The sequence below is a fragment of the Bradyrhizobium sp. RDM12 genome (genome assembly GCF_051917485.1).
Classification (GTDB): domain Bacteria; phylum Pseudomonadota; class Alphaproteobacteria; order Rhizobiales; family Xanthobacteraceae; genus Bradyrhizobium.
Map to the genome: position 1 here is coordinate 1,361,529 of NZ_CM133064.1, position 18,392 is coordinate 1,379,920.

Here is an 18,392-nt window from a genome sequence, read left to right on the forward strand (position 1 = left end):
GTGCCGGCAAAAGTTGCATGGATACCAGTGACTTGAGTTTGATGCCGGTCACAGCGCGCCACGCAATTGCGCGTTGGCGGCGCCCAGCAGCCAGTCCGCCGATCCCCGGGAATCGCAGGCGCGGCGCTTCAGCTCCGCATGGGCGAACAATTCCGCAAGCTTCGGGTCGTTGCCGGAGGCGAGCTGCGTCAGCCGGTCCAGCGTGCAGGCGATCGCCGCCCGCCGGGCCGGCATGGTGTCGCTCTGGCAGGAGAAGCCGGAGATCTGCACGGCAGGCTCCTCGTTGCGCTTGAGGTAACCCAGGCAGGCCGGCGCCCCATCCGCTGTGCCCAACGGCCGGAACAGGGCGACGGGCCCAAATTTGGTGTCGATCAGGCCGGCCTGCTCGAGCGCGGTCGCCGCGTCCAGGCCCATCTGGGCGGCGAGGCCTGCGGTCGCCGGCTGCGTCACGTCGAATTCGCCGCCTTCCCGGTAGATTTCGAGCTCGGCCACGGGCTTGTCGCCCTCGCCGGTCCAGCGCATCACGTCGCGCCGGCCGCCTTCGGGATGTCTCAGAATGGTGTAAGAGGCTGGTTTTTCTGATGAATCAATCCGGTTGAGGGCAAAGGCCGAGTGCGACCGCTCCGCGATGGCCCAGCCCGGCCTCTCCGCGGGCTCATCGTCGCGCAGATCCGGCAGCTGGCCGAGACCCGCAAGCGCGAGGATGGCAAACAGGGCGAGCGTCCCCACATAGGCAAACAGGCGTGCCAGCGTGCCGACGACCTCGTCGGCGAAATTGGCGAGCGCTAAGTGGATCTGGGTGGGAGTTGCGGCCGTGCCGGCCTCGGGCGACTGCATCCACGGCCTTCAGGCATGGTCCAACGTTGTCTTGAGGCCGGTTCTCGCATAGAAGCGCTGCTCTTCCTGTTTAAGCGTCAGCTTCAGGAACGGGCTTTTTCATCGGAGAGTGAACGATGGGTTACAAAGTCGCAGTCGTCGGCGCGACCGGCAATGTCGGACGGGAAATGCTCAACATTCTTGATGAGCGCAAATTTCCCGCGGACGAGGTCGTGGCCCTGGCGTCACGCCGCAGCATGGGCGTCGAGGTCTCCTATGGCGACCGCACCCTGAAGGTCAAAGCGCTCGAGCACTATGATTTCTCCGACGTCGACATCTGCCTGATGTCCGCGGGTGGCGAGGTGTCGAAGGAATGGTCGCCGAAGATCGGCGCCGCCGGCACGGTCGTGATTGATAATTCCTCGGCCTGGCGCATGGATCCGGACGTGCCGCTGATCGTGCCGGAAGTGAACGCCGACGCCACCAAGGGCTTCGCCAAGAAGAACATCATCGCCAACCCGAACTGCTCGACCGCACAGCTTGTGGTCGCGCTGAAGCCGCTGCACGATAGGGCGACGATCAAGCGCGTCGTGGTCTCGACCTATCAATCGGTGTCGGGCGCCGGCAAGGACGCGATGGACGAACTGTTCTCGCAGACCAAGGCCGTCTACACCAACCAGGAGCTGGTCAATAAGAAGTTTCCGACGCGCATCGCCTTCAACGTCATCCCCCAGATCGACGTCTTCATGGAGGACGGTTACACCAAGGAAGAGTGGAAGATGATGGCGGAGACCAAGAAGATTCTTGATCCCAAGATCAAGCTCTCCGCCACCTGCGTGCGCGTGCCGGTGTTTGTCGGTCACTCCGAGGCTGTCAACATCGAGTTCGAGAACCCGATCAGTGCGGACGAAGCGCGCGACATCCTGCGCAAGTCGCCCGGTTGCCTCGTCATCGACAAGCAGGAGCCCGGCGGCTACGCCACACCGTATGAAGCGGCCGGCGAGGACGCGACCTATATCAGCCGCATCCGCGAGGACGCGACGGTGGAGAACGGCCTGGTGCTGTGGTGCGTGTCCGACAATCTGCGCAAGGGCGCTGCGCTCAATGCGATCCAGATCGCGGAAGTCCTGATCAACCGCAAGCTGATCAGCGCGAAGAAGAAGGCGGCGTAGCTCCGTCACAGGTCTCCTAGGGTGGGCAAAGGCGCGAAGCGCCGTGCCCACCATCTCTCCACGATCGCGATAGAAGCGGTGGGCACGCTTCGCTTTGCCCACCCTACTATCCGAGCCAAGCCGCTGAAGGCCTACACCACGCTCTGCGCGCTCTTGAATTCCTTGCTCGCCTTGTCCAGCACGAACAGCGTTCCCTCCGCGACGCCGAAATAGGCGCCGTGCAGCTGCATCTGGCCGCTCTCGACCGCCTTGCGCACGAACGGGAACGTCATCAGGTTCTCCAGGCTGCGGAACACCGCGGCCTTCTCGATGCGCTCGACGAATTGCGCCATGGTTTCGTGGTCGCGCTGCTCGACCACTTCGCCCGGCTTGATGAACATCTGCATCCATTTGCCGATGAAGTCGCCCGGCGTCAGCGGCTCGATCTTGTCGACGAAGGCGCGGATGCCGCCGCATTGCGCGTGGCCGAGGATGACGATGTGCTTCACCTTGAGCACCGTCACCGCGTATTCCAGCGCGGCCGAGACGCCGTGCGCGTTGCCGTCGGGCTGATACACCGGCACCAGATTGGCGATGTTGCGGACCACGAATAGTTCGCCCGGGCCGACGTCGAAAATCACCTCCGGCGAGACGCGGCTGTCGCAGCAGCCGATCACCATCACTTCGGGCGACTGCCCTTTCACCGACAGATCGCGGTAGCGGGTCTGCTCGGTCGGCAGCCGCTGGGTGGCGAAGGCCTGGTAGCCTTCCAGCAAGTGCTTCGGGAATGTGATCATGGTCTATGCCTAATCATATACCGATAGCGCGAACAAGCCTTTCGAATAGGCATGCCGGATGCTATCGGCTTCGGCCATCACAGAGACGAGCAAACCGGAAGGAACGTAGCATGACCCGCCCGCGCCGCAGCCATCTGTTCATGCCCGGCTCCAACCCTCGCGCTCTTGAAAAGGCGCGGAATCTCGCCGCCGACGGTCTGATCCTGGACCTCGAGGATCCTGTTGCCCCCGACGCCAAGGCGTTGGCGCGCGACGGCATCGCCGCCGCGATCGCCGCAAAAGGTTTCGGCAAGCGCGAGATCCTGATCCGGACCAACGGTCTCGACACGCAATGGTGGGCCGATGACGTTGCGATGGCCGCCAAGGCCTCGCCCGACGGCATCCTGGTTCCGAAAGTTTCAAGCATCGAGGATCTCCAGACCATCGGCCGCCACCTCGCCGAGCTCGGCGCAGCGCCGACCGTGAAGGTCTGGGCCATGATCGAGACCGCGCGCGCGGTGTTGCATGCCGAGGAGCTGGCCGAAGCCGGCCGCGATCCGAAGACGCGCCTCTCCGGTTTCGTGTTCGGCCCGAACGACATCTCGCGCGAGACGCGGATCAAGATGATGCCCGGCCGCGCCGCGATGATCCCGATGATCACCCATTGCATCCTGGCGACGCGCGCCGCCGGCCTCGAAATCCTCGACGGCCCCTACAGCGACATCAACAATCCCGACGGCTTTGCCACCGAATGCGCGCAAGGCCGCGATCTCGGCTTCGACGGCAAGACGCTGATCCACCCGTCGCAGATCGAAGCCTGCAACGCCATCTTCACGCCGCCGGAGGAAGAGATTGCGCGAGCCCGAAAGATCATCGCCGCGTTCGAACTGCCGGAAAACGTCTCGCGTGGCGCAATCCGTCTCGACGGCGCCATGGTGGAGCGCCTGCACGCCGACATGGCGAAACGCACGATCAAGATCGCGGACGCGATCGCGGCGATGGGGAAGGGCTAGCGCCCATACCGCATCAGCAGTCCTAGTCGCGGTAACGGCAGAACTCGTCGCCGTTTTCGTATTCGATGCAAGTCTTAACGCGAGCACGAGGCCGGGCCTCACGATAGTAGTGGCCCTCGCCGCGGTCGGTCGAGCCATAACTGCGGCCGCCATCCATGTCCTCGTCGTCGCGCCTCCAATTCCGCCCAGTGGTCTGGTGGTTCTCATCCTGGTCCATCATGCGGCCCATTCGGCGCTGGGGCATGCGATCCATGTCCATCCGTTCATCACCGCGCGATCTCGTCGTCCAATCCCGATTGATCCGCGTGTCTTCGGCGCTGCGCCGATCTCGGTCGCGGGCTTGCTCGGACTGTTGCGGCGTGCGCTCCGGCTGAGTTGGGGTGTTTTGGGCGGATGGGCCTGACTGTTGTTGGCCACCGTCGAGGCCAACCTGACCCGAAGATTGGTTCGTGTCCGGTGCCGTCTGCTGGGCCGATGCTGTGGCGGGAATCAATCCTGAAACAAGGATCAAGATAGCTGCTAGATCTGAGCGACGCATGGCTCTACCTCGCGAGTTTGCTGTCTAACTCGGCGGCTCAGCGTTCGTTCGAATATTCGTTCGAGCTGCGCTGTGGGGGTGCTTGAGACAGGGAAGGGTCAGATTGGGTGACCCTCCTGCGTCAAACTTCGCGGCCATCGAATTGAGAATGGATCGAGAGACACCGGTCTCGTGCCCCGGACGCGGCGCAGCACGCAGTGATGCGCTGCAGAGCCGGGGCCCATGTCGCGGCGTGCTGGGGCCCGGCTCTGCGGAGCAGCGTTGCACGCCGCACCGCGTCCGGGACACGAAAGGAACTTACGCGAACCGCTCCGTCGCCCACGCATACAGGCTGCCCGGGATCGGCTTCTCGCCGCCGCGGCCCTTGGGTGAGATGTGCAGGCCGATGATCTCGGGGTCGGTGACGAGGCCGAGATAGCTCGAGGATCGAAGAACAGCTTTGGCTCGGCGTGGACGGCGTAGAACGATTGCTTCGGCAATGCGTTCTGCAATTCGCCGGTGCGGCGGGCGAGCGCGGTGAGTGCCGCCGGCCCGAAGATCGCGACGCGAATGTCGGAGAGACGGTTCGAGCCGCCGCGCAGGCGGCGCATCAGGAAGGTGATGCGGTGGCGCACCGACAGCCAGTTCGGCGTCAGCTCCTCCTGCTCCATCAGCTCTTCGAAGGCCGTGACGATGCCGTGCTGCGGCGGCAGGTAGATCACGGAATTGCCGAGCTGGCGCGGCCGCTCCCAGGCGAAGTACGGCTTTGCCGGATCGATCATTGCGGGCTTGAGCAGCAGCACGTCGGCATCGAGCCAGAGGCCGAGGTTCTTCGCCATCAGCTTCATGCGGAAGAAATCGCTGAATTGCAGCGTGGTCCAGTCGCGCCAGCTGCCGTCCGGCTGCTCCGGCCGTAGCCGTTCGGAGAACGCGTGCGGCAGGATCGCTTCGGCATCGGCATTGCCGACGCCCGCCGGCAGACCGGGGATGGCATCGAAGCTATAGACCGTGACCTTGTGGCCGGCAGCCAGCTGCGAGCGCAGACAGGTCTGGCGCAGCGCGTCCATCGGGCCATGCCAGAAGGTGACGATCTCGGGCAGCATGAATGGAGCTATACGGGACAATCAGGGCAAAAAAAGCCCCGGCGCTTGGAGCACCGGGGCGCTTCGAACGAAACTTGAAATCAGGCCCAGGCGCGTTCGCGCTTGAGCTTGTCCTCGTAGGTGTCGATCGAGGCCTTCTTCTCCATGGTGAGACCGATGTCGTCGAGGCCGTTGATCAGGCAGTGCTTGCGGAACGGGTCGATCTCGAACTTGACCTTGCCGCCGTCGGGGCCGCGGATCTCCTGGTTCGGCAGGTCGATCGTCAGCGTCGCGTTGGCGCCGCGCTCGGCGTCGTCGAACAGCTTGTCGAGGTCTTCCTGGCTGACGCGGATCGGCAGAATGCCGTTCTTGAAGCAGTTGTTGTAAAAGATGTCGCCGAACGAGGTCGAGATCACGCAGCGGATGCCGAAATCGAGCAGCGCCCAGGGCGCGTGCTCACGGCTCGAGCCGCAGCCGAAATTGTCGCCGGCAACCAGCACCTTCGCATTGCGATAGGCAGGCTGGTTGAGCACGAAATCCGGATTCTCGCTGCCGTCGTCCTTGTAGCGCTGCTCGGAGAAGAGCCCCTTGCCAAGCCCGGTGCGCTTGATGGTCTTGAGGTACTGCTTCGGAATGATCATGTCGGTGTCGACATTGATGATCTTCAGCGGCGCCGCGACGCCTTCCAGCGTGGTGAACTTGTCCATGGTTGCGCTTTCCGAGGGTGGTTAGGAGGGCGTATTTATCGCGATCGGGGCGCGAATCCTAGGCCGAATTCGGCAGGGCTAGTCTGCTTGCGCCTCAATCGCCGCCATGTCGTCGTCCGAGAGGCCGAAATGATGGCCGATCTCGTGGATCAGGACGTGACGGACGATATGGCCGAGGCTTTCGTCGTGCTCGGCCCAATAGTCCAGGATCGGCCGGCGGTAGAGCCAGACCATGTTGGGCAGCCGCGCCACATCGCCAAGGCTCTGCTGGGGCAGGCCGACGCCCTGGAACAGGCCGAGCAGATCGAACTCGCTCTCGCATTGCATCTCGTCCAGGACCTCCTCGGTCGGGAAGTCGTCGACGCGGATGATCAGGCCTTCGCAGAGGCCGCGGAATTCCGCCGGGAGGCGCTCGAAAATGTCGTGCGCCGTCACTTCCATCTCGGCCAGCGAAGGCGCTTTCAGGTCCGTCCACATGCGTTGCTCTTAGCGCGGGTTCCGCAGCGATGCATCCGGCATTATAAGGGCAGCGAGGTTGACGGGCGCCGCCAAAACGGGGAGCGTGGGGCCTCGATCAGGACGGTTCAGGTGGGCGGAAAAATGCGAGTAAAAACAGCGCTGGCGCTACTGTGCATGGGGTTGTTTTCGCAAGCCTGTGTTGGCGCACATGCGCAGACCCTTGCCCAGCCCCTTGCCCGGACCCCCGCCACCGAAACCCGTGTGGCCCAGGCGGTCTTGCCTGACGACGCTCCGCCGCCGCGCAGGCGGCCCCAGACCCGCCTGCGCGTGACCCCCTATTACGTCCCGGACGGCGTCTATCCGCGCTTCAACCCGGGCCCGGACGCGGTCCGCGAGTGCAACGCCACCTATGTGCAGGAATTCCGGCCGAGCGGCACGGTGATCGTGCCGCATATGAGCTGCTACTGGCGTCGCGGCTGATACGCGCTCAGTGTCTGCGCAGCGTGCTCGGCAGGAGGCTCGCTGTGATCGCGAGGGTATGTTGCGGGCGGAGGTCGTCATGACGAGATGGATCGCACTGGCCGTAGTTGTTGCGCTCGCCGCAGGCCTGCCTCACGCTTTCGCAGCGCAGAGGGTGACGAAGCTGCCGGATGCGTCCGCAGGCCGCGCGGTGTTCGATGGGCGGCGGCACATACGATACGACGACATCGCGCCCTACTCTCGGCGGCCTGATCCGCACTATTACGCGCGGCCCGTTCACTATCGTCCCTATCCTTACGGCGTGCCTGCGCCTTTCGTGTTCGGCTACGGCCCATTCTGGTGATGCGAGCAACGTCGTTCGAAATGAAAAGGGCGCCTCAACGGCGCCCCTTATCTATTCAATGGCCGATGATTGCAGCGAGGACTCAGCGCCACTCCCTGACGTCGACGAAGTGACCTGCGATCGCCGCTGCTGCCGCCATCGCCGGCGACACCAGATGGGTGCGGCCCTTGAAACCCTGGCGTCCCTCGAAGTTGCGGTTCGAGGTCGAGGCGCAGCGCTCTTCCGGGGCCAGCTTGTCCGGGTTCATCGCAAGGCACATCGAGCAACCGGGCTCGCGCCATTCGAAGCCGGCCTTGATGAAGATCTTGTCCAGACCTTCGGCTTCGGCCTGGTCCTTCACGATGCCTGAGCCCGGCACGACCATGGCGTTGACGTGGCCGGACACCTGCTTGCCTTCCGCGATCTTCGCGGCGGCGCGCAAGTCCTCGATGCGGCCGTTGGTGCAGGAGCCGATGAAGATGCGGTCGAGCTTGATGTCGGTGATCTTCGTTCCCGCGGTCAGGCCCATATACTTCAGCGCGCGATGCTTGGAGAGGCGCTTGGCCTCGTCCGCGATCTTGTCGGGATCGGGCACGATGCCGGTCACCGAGATCACGTCCTCAGGGCTCGTGCCCCAGGTCACGATCGGCGGCAGTTTTGCGGCGTCGAGCCGCAGCTCGTGGTCGAAATGCGCGCCGTCGTCGGAGCGCAAGCCCTCCCAGTAGCGCATCGCCGCATCCCAGTCCGCGCCCTTCGGCGCCTTCGGACGGCCGCGCAGGAAGTCATAGGCCTTCTGGTCGGGCGCAACGAGGCCGGCGCGGGCACCGCCTTCGATCGACATGTTGCAGACCGTCATGCGGCCTTCCATGCTGAGCGCGCGGATCGCCTCACCGGCGTATTCCAGCACGTAGCCGGTGCCACCCGCGGTGCCGATCTCGCCGATGATGGCCAGGATGATGTCCTTGCCCGTCACGCCGTCCGGCAATTTGCCGTCGACGGTGACGCGCATGTTCTTGGCCTTCTTCTGGATCAGCGTCTGCGTCGCCAGCACGTGCTCGACCTCGGAGGTCCCGATGCCGTGCGCGAGCGCGCCGAACGCGCCATGCGTCGAGGTGTGGCTGTCACCACAGACGATGGTGGTGCCGGGCAGGGTGAAGCCTTGTTCGGGGCCGATGACGTGGACGATGCCCTGGCGCTTGTCGAACTCGTTGTAATATTCGATGCCGAATTCCCTGGCGTTGTCGGCGAGCGCCTTGATCTGCTCGATGCTCTCCGGATCCGGGTTCGGCTTGGTGCGGTCGGTGGTCGGCACGTTGTGGTCGACGACCGCGAGCGTCTTCTCGGGCGCGTGGACCTTGCGGCCGGTGGCGCGCAGGCCTTCGAACGCCTGCGGCGAGGTCACCTCGTGCACCAGATGGCGATCGATATAGAGCAGGCAGGTGCCGTCATCGGCTTCGTGCACCAGATGGTCGTTCCAGATCTTGTCGTACAATGTGGTCGGCTTGGACATGAGCTTAAGCTCCGGGAATGCTGTGTCAGCGGATATGCGCGGGTTCGCGCGGGCAATCGTATTCAGCGCAGCGTTTAAGCTGCGGGACTAAGCTCTGACGTTGCCGAGGTCGCGAAGCGTCCGAAGAACCGGCCAGGCAGCCGCGAGCGATCGTCGATGACGATGCGCTGGGGCGTTATGAAGCTGGTCGGATCTGGAAACATTCCAGGAATATATAGCAGGCGGATCTGGAATCGCGAGGGCTTTGACGCGCACGGCTGACGCAACAAAAAAGCGCGGGGCGTTCGGCCCCGCGCTTTTCGAAACTCGGTCGGCGAAAGCTTACTCGTTGACGGCGGCCTTGGCGTGCTCAGTCTTCTCGACGATACGGGCCGACTTGCCGCGGAGATTGCGGAGATAATAGAGCTTGGCGCGACGCACCTTGCCGCGGCGCACCACCTTGATCGAATCGATCATCGGCGACATCACCGGGAACACGCGCTCCACGCCTTCGCCGTAGGAGATCTTGCGGACGGTGAAGCTCTCGTTGAGGCCACCGCCGGAACGGCCGATGCAAACGCCTTCATAGGCCTGCACGCGGGTGCGGTCGCCTTCGACAACCTTCACGTTGACGATCACGGTGTCGCCGGGACCGAATTCCGGAATGTCCTTGCCGGCGGACAGCTTGTCGAATTGCTCTTGCTCGAGCTGCTTGATCAGGTTCATGGGTAAATCTCCATCGGCGCGCCCAGCCTTGGAAACGGGGGCTGCGCGAAATTCGTCTATCCAGCCATTGCGGATGTGGCCGCTCCTATAAGGCAAGCCGGAGCGTTTGTCACCCGTCTGTCTTGGTTTTTGGCGCTTTTTGGCGCCTGGGCCGATTCGGGGCTTTGGGTGGGATTTGGGCCCATAAATCGGGTCGCCGGGCCGCCGTCAGGGCCTCCGACTGCGCCCGCCGCCAGGCCGCGACCTTGGCGTGGTCTCCGGAGGTCAGGATCTCGGGGATCGGAACCCCCTCGAACAGCTGCGGACGGGTGTATTGGGGGTATTCAAGCAGGCCGTCGGAAAAACTCTCCTCGGTTCCCGAAGCTTCCTTGCCCATCACCCCCGGCAGCAGCCGGACGCAGGCGTCGATCAGGGCCATCGCGGCGATTTCGCCTCCCGAGAGCACGTAATCGCCGATCGAGACCTCCTCCAGGGCGCGCGCGTCAATCACACGCTGGTCGATCCCCTCGAACCGTCCGCAGACGATCAGGGGGCCGGGGCCCAGGGCGAGCTCGGCGACACGGGCCTGGGTCAATGGCCGACCCCGCGGGCTCATCAGCAGTTTCGGCCGGTCCGGACCGATTCCGACGGCGTCGATGGCCGCCGCCAAAACGTCCGCCCGCAGCACCATGCCCGGGCCGCCGCCGGCCGGAGTGTCGTCGACGCTGCGGTGACGATCCGCGGCGGATGCCCGGATGTCCCGCGCCTCGATCTCCCAGAGGCCGGAGGCCAGCGCCCGCCCGGCCAGGCTGACGCCGAGCGGCCCCGGAAACATCTCCGGAAACAGCGTCAGCACCGTCGCGCGCCAGGGTGAGGGATTGGTCATGGCCGCTGGTTAGGGCATTGCGGCCGGCAGGTCGAGGCCTTGGGCCGCTCTGCTTCGCAGATCATCGGCGAGATGCGATGCAAGCAGCAGCGCGAGCGGGCAAATGGCAACCGCGGTCATGGCTGTCGCCGTGGTGGCCAGTGTCGGGCCGAAAGCATCGCCGAGCAGGCCGTACAGCACTGGCGCGGTTGCGCCCGATCCGATCGTGCCGGTGTAGAACAGCGCGAAGGCGCGCTCGGTGCGATCAGGCGAGGTGAGCTCGGGGACTGTTCCATAGAGGACGGAAGAGGTGCCGTTGAGCATCACGCCGAGCAACGGCAGCACGATGATGGTCGGCATCAACGGCAAGATTAGCACGGCGACGATCGACACGGCGGTGCCGCCCTCGGTGAGAAGCACGGTGCGGATCGTGCCGACGCGTTCTCCGAGCCAGCCGCATGTGAACTTTCCTGCCGCGCCGCCGATGAAGACAAGCGCGAGTGCAACGCCGCTTGTCGGCAGCGAGGCGCCCTTGTCGCGCAGCAGGAAGGGCAGGAAGGTGAGGAAGCCCATTCGCACCGCGCTGTCGAGAATTCCGATGGAGAGCAGCCACGGGAATCCACCGCGGCCGGTCGGCGCGGCATGTGATGTGACGGCCGATTTGTGCGCAAAGCCTTTGCCGACCGCTGGCATCAGCATGGCGAGACAGACCGCGACGAGCAGCCCCGCCGCTGCGACCAGCAGCAGTGCGTGGCGCCAGGATATGATCACCAGCAGCATCGCGGTCAGCGCCGGGAGTGCCGCCTTGCCGAGATCGCCGCTGAAATTGTAGACGCCGAGCGGTCCGCGCGCCGCGTGGCCATAGGCGCGCGACACCGCCGCCGAAGCGAGCGGATGCTGCGTGCTGGCGCCCGCGCCCGACGCCAGCAGCGCGAGGCCCAATCCGACCACGCTGCCGGAGAGTCCCGCCAGCAGATAGCCGAGAGCCGCGACCATCGTGCCGAGCGCGAGCAGGATCTTGCCATCGATGCGCTCGGCGAGGCGGCCGGCAGGGATTTGCAGCCCGGCCATGGCGCCGGAATAGAGCCCGCGCATCACCGCCAGGAGCCCGTAGCTGAGCGCGAATTCGGTCTGCCAGACCGGCAGCAGCACGTAGATCAGATCGGTGTAGCCGTCGTGCAGGGCATGGTTGACGCCGGTCGCCGCGAGGGTGCGGCGAGCCTTGCTGGCCGTCTCGCTTCCGGGAGTGGATGTTCGCCATTGCGACAGAAAACCTGAAGGCACGATCGCCACGGCCAGAACCTCGAGGCTGCTAAAAGGGAGAGCTATATGAGTGCTTTGGCCTCTATTATGCGGCCTTCAAGAAACCGTCACAAACGAGTAATATTCGGTTCATGCGCTAGAAATTCTCTTGTATGTCCCCATGTTCGTCCCTCGCCGCAGCCTGCCGCCGTTGAACGCCGTCCGCGCTTTTGAGGCGGCGGCGCGGCTTGGCAGTTTCAAGGAGGCCGCGGTCGAGCTAGGCGTGACGCATGGCGCGGTGAGCCAGCAGATCCGTCTGCTTGAGACATGGCTTGGACCGCCGGCGCTGTTCCGGCGGTCGGTGCGGCGGGTGGTGCTGACGCCGGCCGGAGCCGCGATGCTCGCGGAGTTCGCGCCCGCGCTCGACCGGATTTCGGCTGCCGTGCAGCAGCATCGCAAGCGTCGCGGCGAGGCGCCGGCGGCGGTGTTGCGCGTCAACGCGCTCGCGACCTTCAGTCTGCGCTGGCTGCTGCCGCGCATGACCCGGTTTCGCACCGAGCATCCCGACATCGAGGTGCGGCTGTCGACGTCGAACGATCAGGTGGACGCGCTGCCCGAGCTGTTCGATGTCGTGATCCGCGGCGGTCCCGACACCTTTCACGGTTTCGCGTCGCGCTTCCTGTTGTCGGAGCAGCGGCTGCCGGTGTGCAGTCCCGCACTGCTTGCGAGGCTGCCGCTGACGGAGGTTGCCGACCTCGGCCGGCATACGCTGCTGCACGTCACATCGATGCCGCGGCTCTGGCGTGACTGGCTCGCCGATGCCGGCGAGTCAGCACTGGAGCCGGCGTCGTCATTGACCTTCGATCATTTCTATCTGACGCTTCAGGCCGCGCTCGACGGTCTCGGTGTCGCGATGGGGCCGACGGCGCTCATTGCCGACGATCTCGCTGCCGGACGCCTCGTGACGCCGTTTCCGAACGTCAGTCTGCCCGCCCGCAGCTATTTTGCCTATTTCCCCGAAGGCCGCGACGACGATCCGCATCGCGCGGTGTTTTGCGACTGGCTGGAACAGCAGGGCCGTCAGACGAGCTAGCGCTCCTCGCCCTCGACTTCCTGCGGCAGCTCGATCACGACGCGGCCGCCGGCGATATCGACCTCGGGCACCACTGCGTTGGTGAACGGCAGCAGTATCGTCGCGCCCTTGAGAGGCGCGATCTCGATGATGTCGCCGGCACCGAAATTATGGATTGCGAGCACGCGGCCGAGCGCATCGCCTGCCGCGCTGACGGCGGCGAGCCCGATCAGATCGGCATGATAGTATTCGTCCTCATCGGTCACGGGCAGTTTTTCGCGCGCGACATAGAGCTCGATTCCGTTGAGGCGCTCGGCCTCATCGCGGGTCGTGACGCCCTTGAAGGTCGCGACCAGATGGTCCTTGGCTTCGCGGGCCTGCGCCAGCTCGAACTGGCGCTTGCCGTCCTTGGAGAGAAGCGGACCGTAGCGCTTAACGGCAAAGGGATCTTCGGTGAAGGTCCACAATTTGACCGCGCCGCGCACACCATGCGCGGCGCCGATCCGCGCGACGCAGATCAGCGCCGACATGGATGAGCCTTAGCCCTTCGCAGCGGCTTCGGCCTGCGCCTTGCGCTCCTTGCGCGGCACGGCCTTCTCGGGGTTGTTGCGCGCTTCACGCTTCTTGACGCCGGCGGCGTCGAGGAAGCGGGACACGCGGTCCGACGGCTGCGCGCCCTTGGCGAGCCAGGCCTTCACCTTGTCCATGTCGAGCTTCAGACGGGTCTCGTTGTCCTTCGGCAGCAGCGGGTTGAAGTAGCCGAGACGCTCGATGAAGCGGCCATCGCGGGGGAAGCGCGAATCGGCGACGACGACGTGATAGACGGGACGCTTCTTGGTGCCTGCGCGGGCGAGGCGGATAACGACGGACATTCAGTTCTCCTTCAAAGTACGTTTTGTTCGGTTGATTGTTCGGTTGATTGGTATTCCGCGTCGCGCGGGACCGATGCGATCCCGTGCGACGAATTCCTCATTTCTTCTTGCCTGGAAAACCGCCGAGGCCCGGCAGCGTCGGCTTCCCGCTCAGCCCCGTCAGTCCAGGAACGTTCGGCAGGCCGGTGCGAAGACCGGCCGGCAAATCCTTCGGCAGGCTGGGCAGACCCTGTCCGCCGCCGCTCTGCATTTTCTCCTGCAGCGCCTTCATCTCGTCAGGAGACGGCATCTTCATGCCGCCGCCAAAGCCCATGGCTTGAGCGATGCCGGCCAGCGGGCCGCGCTTGCCCGAGCCCATCGCCTTCATCACGTCGGCCATATTGCGGTGCATCTTCAGGAGCTTGTTGACCTGCTCGACGCTCTGGCCGCTTCCGGCCGCGATACGCTTCTTGCGGCTGGCTTTGAGCAGGTCGGGATGACGGCGCTCATCGCGCGTCATGGAATCGATCACCGCGACCTGCCGCTTCAAAATCTTGTCGTCGATGCCGGCGGCCGCAATCTGGTTCTTCATCTTGGCGATGCCGGGCATCATGCCCATCAGGCCGCTGATGCCGCCCATGCTCGCCATCTGCAGCAGCTGCTCGCGCATGTCGTTGAGGTCAAACTGACCCTTGCGCATGCGCTCGGCGGTGCGCGCGGCTTTCTCGGCGTCGATGTTGGCGGCGGCGCGCTCGACCAGCGAGACGACGTCGCCCATGCCGAGGATACGGCCGGCAATACGGTCAGGGTGGAAATCTTCCAGCGCATCGGTCTTTTCACCGGTGCCAATCAGCTTGATCGGCTTGCCGGTGACAGCGCGCATCGAGAGCGCAGCACCGCCGCGACCGTCGCCGTCGACGCGCGTCAGCACGATGCCTGTGAGGCCGACGCGCTCGTCGAAAGCACGGGCGAGATTGACGGCGTCCTGGCCCGTCAGGGCGTCCGCGACCAGCAGCACTTCATGCGGATTGGCCGCCGCTTTGATCGCAGCTGCTTCCGCCATCATCTCTTCGTCGAGCGTGGTGCGGCCGGCGGTGTCGAGCAGCACGATGTCGTAGCCGCCGAGCTTGCCGGCTTCGAGTGCGCGCTTTGCGATTTGCGGCGGCTGCTGACCGGCGACAATGGGCAGCGTCGGAATGTCGAGATCGCGGCCGAGCACGGCCAGCTGCTCCATCGCCGCCGGGCGATAGATGTCGAGCGAAGCCATCAGCACCTTGCGCTTGTCGCGCTGGACCAGACGGCGAGCGAGCTTTGCGGTGGTGGTCGTCTTGCCCGAGCCTTGCAGACCGACCATCATGATCGGCACCGGCGGCACGGAATTGACGTCGATGGTCTGGCTTTCGGCGCCGAGCGTGTTGATCAGCTCGTCGTGGACGATCTTGACCACCATCTGGCCTGGCGTGACCGACTTGACGACGGTGGCGCCAATCGCCTGCTCGCGGACGCGCTCGGTGAAGCTGCGCACGACCTCGAGCGCGACGTCGGCCTCGAGCAGCGCGCGGCGCACCTCGCGCATCGCGGCGTCGACGTCCTTTTCGGTCAGCGCACCGCGCCCCGTCAGACGATCGAGAATGCCGCCAAGCCGTTCCGACAGATTGTCGAACAATGCAATTGTCCCTTGTCCTGCTTGTGCAGGGTTGCCGCGTTCACCACTGTCATGCCCCGGCTTGACCGGGGCATCCAGCACGCCGCGGCATCTCGGTTCACGCCGAATTGCCTCTGGGGTACTGGATCCCCGCCTTCGCGGGGAATGACCACTTCCTTGGGGAAGCGATCTTCCAAACACCCTTGCGCCCGAGGGCGCACAGCGCTGTCGGGCGTTGGCCTCCGGCCTCAAGGGCCAGGCGGCGGGTCGAAAAGAAAGCCTTTCCGAGAAAGTGGCGGGGTTAAACGCCGCTCACGCCCAAAAGTCAAGGAAAGTTAGGGCGTGCGGACGGCTCTGCCAGGGCAAGGGCTTGAAAACAGGACGTTTCCAGCGATGGGTTCCTTTTCCGGCCGGCCCGCCCATATAGCCCGTCATGTCTTGCCGTGCCAACCCTGCCTAAGACCTGCCCATGTCGATCACCCGCCGCCGCCTGTTCGGACTGCTTGCCGGGACCGGCGCGCTGGCCGGTGTTCCCCTCTGGATGTTCCGCATGAAAACTTATGACGGTCCCGTCTCCGACCATTTTGATGGTCTGCACTTCTTCGATCCGGACGGCGCGCCGCCGAGATCGCTCGGTGAAGTGTTCCGCTGGCAGTTCGGCGGTGGCCAAAAGCGCGCGAAATGGCCGGATTGGGCGCCGAGCCCCCATGCCGATAGCCCGCCGGAGCGCGTCGATGGCAGCAAGGTGCGGCTCTCCTTCGTCGGCCACGCCAGCTGGCTGATCCAGACCGGCGGCCTCAACATCCTCGTCGACCCCGTCTGGTCGATGCGGGTCTCGCCGGTGGGGTGGGCCGGACCAAAACGCCACAACGATCCCGGTATCGCCTTCGACAAGCTGCCGAAGATCGACGTCGTGCTGGTCTCGCACGGGCATTACGATCATCTGGACATCGCGACGCTGTCGCGGCTGGCAAGAATTTTGCGCCGCGCGTGGTCACCCCGCTCGGCAACGACGTGACGATGCGCGGCGCAGACGCCTCGATCAAGGCGGAGGCGTTCGACTGGCACGACCGCGTCGAGCTCGGCAATGGTATCGCCGTGACGCTGGTGCCGACCCGGCACTGGTCGGCGCGCGGCATGTTCGACCGCAACAAGGCGTTATGGGCGAGCTTTGTGCTGGAGACGCCTGCGGGGAAAATCTACGTCGTCTGCGATTCCGGCTATGGCGACGGCGGCCATTTTCGCCGGGTTGCCGAGAAGCACGGGCCATTACGTCTGGCGATCCTGCCTATCGGCGCCTACGAGCCACGCTGGTTCATGCGTGACCAGCATATGAACCCGGAAGACGCGGTGAAGGCGCTGGACGATTGCGGCGCGCAAGCCGCGCTCGGGCATCATCACGGCACGTTCCAGCTCACCGATGAAGCGATCGACGCGCCGGCCAAGGCCCTGGTGGAAGCGCTCGATGCCGCCAACATTCCGCAGGAGCGGTTCGTGGCGATGAAGCCCGGGCAGGTGGTGGAGATTTAGTCCTTTCCACGTCTACCGCTCGTGCCCCGCACGCAGCGCAGCGTCTTTTTGACGGTGCGCTGCCGAGCCGGGGCCCATGTCGCCGTATTGCACCGTGGTACTTGCTGCGTCCCGGCCCTGCGCAGCATCGCTACGCGCTGCAGCGCGTCCGGGACGCGAAACCTATTGCTCTTTCGGCTTGATCGCCCAGCTCACATTCACCGTCACCGACAGCGTTTCCTCGCCCGGCGCAAGGGCGGCAGGCGCGGCCATCGGGGCCGCGGCCATGCGGCCCTTGAACAGCGGCATGGGAGCGCCGCCTTCGGAGACGCTGAGCGGCGCGCCCAGCGTGACGCCGGTGGCCTTGGCATAGATTTCGGCCTTGCGGCGGGCGTCGGCGACCGCCTGCACGCGGGCGTCGTCGAGCAGCTTTGACGCCTGCGTCACTTCAAACGAGATGTTGCCGATATCATTCGCGCCGGCGCCGACCAGCGTGTCGATGATACCAGCGACCTTGGTCACGTCGCGGATTTTTACGGTGACGCGGTTGGAGGCGCGGAAGCTGACCACGGGCGAGGCGCCGTTCGAGCGGTTCGGCGCATATTGTGGCTGCAGTGACAGCCGCGAGGTCTGATAATCCTTTTCGTCGATGCCGGCGCCCTTCAGCGCCAGCAGCACCTTGCCCATCGCGGCGTTGTTGGCGTCGGACGCTTCCTTCGCCGACTTGGCATCATTGGCGACGCCGGCATCGATGTGCGCGAGATCGGGTGCCGCCGAGACGGTCGCCTCGCCGCTCACGGAGATGGCGGACGGAAAATCGTCGGCGAACGCGGGCGCGGCCGGCAGGGTGGCTGCGACAATTGCGGCCAGCGACGTAAAGAGGGCGGCGGTTTTATTCATCGGTCTCACTTCAGGGGCACGAACACATTGATCACGAGCTTGTCCTCGGCCGTCTTCAAGGGATCGGTCAAGTACTCCTCGATGAACGTGTCCTTGGCTTCCAGCTTCTTGTCGTCGAGATGATTGGTGATCGCCTCATAGGTGTTGTCCATGTTGTCGTAGGAGCCGCGATGGACGAATTTCAGCGCCTTGCCCTCCGGCGATTTGCCGATGCTCATGTCCTTGGGCAGGTTCTTCGGATCCTGCTCGACAGGAATTTCGGCGAGGAAGGTGAAGCCGGTGTCGTCGGTCGAAGTGTAGACGATCATCGAATTGCCGGCGTGCTTGATGCCCTGCTTGTCGAGCAGCGCGTTCAGCGCCTTGAAGGCGTCGACCAGGGTGTCGAAGGCCGAGTCCCAGTTGGCGGTGCCCTTGAGCATCACGACCTTCTTGGCTTCGAGCGTTGTCTCCAGGCCGAAGGGATCGGCGGTCTGCACCGGGGCGGGAGTCACGGCCGCGGCGGGCGGGGGTGCCGCCGGGCTCGGCGACGGTGAGGCACTGGCCGCCGGCGATGGTGCCGGCGAGGGAGTTGCTGCGGGCGCAGGCGAGGCACTTGCGGCTGGGGAGGGCGCGGCTGACGGGGCCGGCGAGGGACTAGCCGACGCCGCGGGCGCCGGACTTGGGGTCTGCGCCAGAGCGCCGGACGGGCCAAGCGACAACGCGACTGCCGGGATCAACGCGGCCAGAGCGAGACGACGAAAACCATTCATTTTATTCTCCCCAGACCTTGCCCGCCAAGGCCTTAACCCGGC

The 18,392-nt window shown here is 64.9% G+C and carries 19 protein-coding genes and 2 pseudogenes; 6 read left to right on the forward strand and 15 right to left on the reverse strand.

Translation table 11 applies throughout. From position 1 onward, the window contains the following. Window positions 1-48 precede the first annotated feature (48 nt). Window positions 49-837 carry a hypothetical protein gene (locus ACTGJ9_RS06450; RefSeq protein WP_456676392.1) on the reverse strand — a complete coding sequence of 263 codons (789 nt, stop codon included), beginning with the start codon at window positions 835-837 and terminating at the stop codon, window positions 49-51. Between the two features lie 116 nt (window positions 838-953). Here ACTGJ9_RS06450 and ACTGJ9_RS06455 point away from each other — a divergent pair, with 116 nt between their 5' ends. Further along, complete coding sequence (locus ACTGJ9_RS06455; protein WP_456676393.1) at window positions 954-1,988, forward strand: aspartate-semialdehyde dehydrogenase; 1,035 nt, start codon at window positions 954-956, stop codon at window positions 1,986-1,988. Between the two features lie 131 nt (window positions 1,989-2,119). On the opposite strand, the gene ACTGJ9_RS06460 is transcribed toward ACTGJ9_RS06455, so the two are convergent. Next, on the reverse strand, window positions 2,120-2,764 hold the full coding sequence (locus ACTGJ9_RS06460) for a carbonic anhydrase (protein WP_456676394.1): 645 nt from the start codon (window positions 2,762-2,764) through the stop codon (window positions 2,120-2,122). 110 nt (window positions 2,765-2,874) lie between these two features. On the opposite strand from ACTGJ9_RS06460, the gene ACTGJ9_RS06465 reads away from it, so the two are divergent. Further along, window positions 2,875-3,756: an HpcH/HpaI aldolase/citrate lyase family protein gene (locus tag ACTGJ9_RS06465; RefSeq protein WP_456676395.1), complete on the forward strand. Its 882-nt coding sequence runs from the start codon at window positions 2,875-2,877 to the stop codon at window positions 3,754-3,756. A 22-nt stretch (window positions 3,757-3,778) separates the two neighbouring features. Here ACTGJ9_RS06465 and ACTGJ9_RS06470 read toward each other — a convergent pair whose 3' ends face one another. The 4 genes and pseudogenes from ACTGJ9_RS06470 to ACTGJ9_RS06485 all read right to left on the reverse strand — a co-directional run bounded on the left by ACTGJ9_RS06470 (window position 3,779) and on the right by ACTGJ9_RS06485 (window position 6,539). After that, window positions 3,779-4,267, reverse strand: coding sequence for a hypothetical protein (locus ACTGJ9_RS06470; RefSeq protein ID WP_456676396.1), 489 nt, complete (start codon window positions 4,265-4,267; stop codon window positions 3,779-3,781). 324 nt (window positions 4,268-4,591) lie between these two features. Further along, window positions 4,592-5,376 (reverse strand): annotated as a pseudogene (locus ACTGJ9_RS06475) (glycosyltransferase family 32 protein). Window positions 5,377-5,456: 80 nt separating this feature from the next. Next, window positions 5,457-6,062: a 3-isopropylmalate dehydratase small subunit gene (leuD, locus tag ACTGJ9_RS06480; protein WP_008539074.1), complete on the reverse strand. Its 606-nt coding sequence runs from the start codon at window positions 6,060-6,062 to the stop codon at window positions 5,457-5,459. Between the two features lie 78 nt (window positions 6,063-6,140). After that, complete coding sequence (locus tag ACTGJ9_RS06485; protein WP_456676397.1) at window positions 6,141-6,539, reverse strand: metallopeptidase family protein; 399 nt, start codon at window positions 6,537-6,539, stop codon at window positions 6,141-6,143. A 156-nt stretch (window positions 6,540-6,695) separates the two neighbouring features. On the opposite strand from ACTGJ9_RS06485, the gene ACTGJ9_RS06490 reads away from it, so the two are divergent. Together ACTGJ9_RS06490 and ACTGJ9_RS06495 are read left to right on the forward strand one after the other, a co-directional pair. After that, entirely contained in the window at window positions 6,696-7,001 is a 306-nt protein-coding gene (locus tag ACTGJ9_RS06490) for a hypothetical protein (protein ID WP_456678453.1), read from the forward strand. A gap of 79 nt (window positions 7,002-7,080) precedes the next feature. Next, on the forward strand, window positions 7,081-7,344 hold the full coding sequence (locus ACTGJ9_RS06495; protein WP_456676398.1) for a hypothetical protein: 264 nt from the start codon (window positions 7,081-7,083) through the stop codon (window positions 7,342-7,344). Between the two features lie 82 nt (window positions 7,345-7,426). Here ACTGJ9_RS06495 and leuC read toward each other — a convergent pair whose 3' ends face one another. The 4 genes from leuC to ACTGJ9_RS06515 form a co-directional block, all read right to left on the reverse strand. Continuing rightward, the gene (leuC, locus tag ACTGJ9_RS06500) at window positions 7,427-8,833 is read right to left on the reverse strand and encodes a 3-isopropylmalate dehydratase large subunit (protein WP_456676399.1); all 1,407 of its coding nucleotides are present in this window, start codon (window positions 8,831-8,833) and stop codon (window positions 7,427-7,429) included. Window positions 8,834-9,154: 321 nt separating this feature from the next. Then, entirely contained in the window at window positions 9,155-9,538 is a 384-nt protein-coding gene (rplS, locus tag ACTGJ9_RS06505; protein WP_028133304.1) for a 50S ribosomal protein L19, read from the reverse strand. A 109-nt stretch (window positions 9,539-9,647) separates the two neighbouring features. Continuing rightward, window positions 9,648-10,403 carry a tRNA (guanosine(37)-N1)-methyltransferase TrmD gene (gene trmD, locus ACTGJ9_RS06510; protein WP_456676400.1) on the reverse strand — a complete coding sequence of 252 codons (756 nt, stop codon included), beginning with the start codon at window positions 10,401-10,403 and terminating at the stop codon, window positions 9,648-9,650. 9 nt (window positions 10,404-10,412) lie between these two features. Further along, complete coding sequence (locus tag ACTGJ9_RS06515; protein ID WP_456678454.1) at window positions 10,413-11,669, reverse strand: MFS transporter; 1,257 nt, start codon at window positions 11,667-11,669, stop codon at window positions 10,413-10,415. Between the two features lie 136 nt (window positions 11,670-11,805). On the opposite strand from ACTGJ9_RS06515, the gene ACTGJ9_RS06520 reads away from it, so the two are divergent. Next, window positions 11,806-12,717, forward strand: coding sequence for a LysR substrate-binding domain-containing protein (locus ACTGJ9_RS06520; protein ID WP_456676401.1), 912 nt, complete (start codon window positions 11,806-11,808; stop codon window positions 12,715-12,717). Here ACTGJ9_RS06520 and rimM read toward each other — a convergent pair. From rimM to ffh, 3 genes are all read right to left on the reverse strand, one after another. Then, on the reverse strand, window positions 12,714-13,226 hold the full coding sequence (gene rimM, locus ACTGJ9_RS06525) for a ribosome maturation factor RimM (RefSeq protein ID WP_456676402.1): 513 nt from the start codon (window positions 13,224-13,226) through the stop codon (window positions 12,714-12,716). The two genes, ACTGJ9_RS06520 and rimM, sit on opposite strands and share 4 nt — an antisense overlap. A 9-nt stretch (window positions 13,227-13,235) precedes the next feature. Further along, window positions 13,236-13,568, reverse strand: a complete 333-nt coding sequence (rpsP, locus tag ACTGJ9_RS06530; RefSeq protein ID WP_014438992.1) for a 30S ribosomal protein S16 — start codon at window positions 13,566-13,568, stop codon at window positions 13,236-13,238. Window positions 13,569-13,665: 97 nt separating this feature from the next. Continuing rightward, entirely contained in the window at window positions 13,666-15,213 is a 1,548-nt protein-coding gene (gene ffh, locus ACTGJ9_RS06535) for a signal recognition particle protein (protein WP_456676403.1), read from the reverse strand. Between the two features lie 448 nt (window positions 15,214-15,661). On the opposite strand from ffh, the pseudogene ACTGJ9_RS06540 reads away from it, so the two are divergent. Next, window positions 15,662-16,722: pseudogene (locus ACTGJ9_RS06540) on the forward strand (MBL fold metallo-hydrolase). A gap of 162 nt (window positions 16,723-16,884) precedes the next feature. Here ACTGJ9_RS06540 and ACTGJ9_RS06545 read toward each other — a convergent pair. Both ACTGJ9_RS06545 and ACTGJ9_RS06550 read right to left on the reverse strand, forming a co-directional pair. Beyond that, window positions 16,885-17,601, reverse strand: a complete 717-nt coding sequence (locus ACTGJ9_RS06545) for an SIMPL domain-containing protein (RefSeq protein WP_456676404.1) — start codon at window positions 17,599-17,601, stop codon at window positions 16,885-16,887. A gap of 5 nt (window positions 17,602-17,606) precedes the next feature. Further along, a complete protein-coding gene (locus tag ACTGJ9_RS06550; protein ID WP_456676405.1) occupies window positions 17,607-18,350 on the reverse strand; it encodes a GyrI-like domain-containing protein in 744 nt (247 codons plus the stop codon). Window positions 18,351-18,392: the final 42 nt, after the last annotated feature.

What these genes read in the sequence shown, in the direction of transcription:
- ACTGJ9_RS06450 (WP_456676392.1), bottom strand. Translation starts at nt 837, where the DNA reads ATGCAGTCGCCCGAGGCCGGCACGGCCGCAACTCCCACCCAGATCCAC.
- ACTGJ9_RS06455 (WP_456676393.1), top strand. Translation starts at nt 954, where the DNA reads ATGGGTTACAAAGTCGCAGTCGTCGGCGCGACCGGCAATGTCGGACGG.
- ACTGJ9_RS06460 (WP_456676394.1), bottom strand. Translation starts at nt 2,764, where the DNA reads ATGATCACATTCCCGAAGCACTTGCTGGAAGGCTACCAGGCCTTCGCC.
- ACTGJ9_RS06465 (WP_456676395.1), top strand. Translation starts at nt 2,875, where the DNA reads ATGACCCGCCCGCGCCGCAGCCATCTGTTCATGCCCGGCTCCAACCCT.
- leuD (WP_008539074.1), bottom strand. Translation starts at nt 6,062, where the DNA reads ATGGACAAGTTCACCACGCTGGAAGGCGTCGCGGCGCCGCTGAAGATC.
- ACTGJ9_RS06485 (WP_456676397.1), bottom strand. Translation starts at nt 6,539, where the DNA reads ATGTGGACGGACCTGAAAGCGCCTTCGCTGGCCGAGATGGAAGTGACG.
- ACTGJ9_RS06490 (WP_456678453.1), top strand. Translation starts at nt 6,696, where the DNA reads ATGGGGTTGTTTTCGCAAGCCTGTGTTGGCGCACATGCGCAGACCCTT.
- ACTGJ9_RS06495 (WP_456676398.1), top strand. Translation starts at nt 7,081, where the DNA reads ATGACGAGATGGATCGCACTGGCCGTAGTTGTTGCGCTCGCCGCAGGC.
- leuC (WP_456676399.1), bottom strand. Translation starts at nt 8,833, where the DNA reads ATGTCCAAGCCGACCACATTGTACGACAAGATCTGGAACGACCATCTG.
- rplS (WP_028133304.1), bottom strand. Translation starts at nt 9,538, where the DNA reads ATGAACCTGATCAAGCAGCTCGAGCAAGAGCAATTCGACAAGCTGTCC.
- trmD (WP_456676400.1), bottom strand. Translation starts at nt 10,403, where the DNA reads ATGACCAATCCCTCACCCTGGCGCGCGACGGTGCTGACGCTGTTTCCG.
- ACTGJ9_RS06520 (WP_456676401.1), top strand. Translation starts at nt 11,806, where the DNA reads ATGTTCGTCCCTCGCCGCAGCCTGCCGCCGTTGAACGCCGTCCGCGCT.
- rimM (WP_456676402.1), bottom strand. Translation starts at nt 13,226, where the DNA reads ATGTCGGCGCTGATCTGCGTCGCGCGGATCGGCGCCGCGCATGGTGTG.
- rpsP (WP_014438992.1), bottom strand. Translation starts at nt 13,568, where the DNA reads ATGTCCGTCGTTATCCGCCTCGCCCGCGCAGGCACCAAGAAGCGTCCC.
- ACTGJ9_RS06545 (WP_456676404.1), bottom strand. Translation starts at nt 17,601, where the DNA reads ATGAATAAAACCGCCGCCCTCTTTACGTCGCTGGCCGCAATTGTCGCA.
- ACTGJ9_RS06550 (WP_456676405.1), bottom strand. Translation starts at nt 18,350, where the DNA reads ATGAATGGTTTTCGTCGTCTCGCTCTGGCCGCGTTGATCCCGGCAGTC.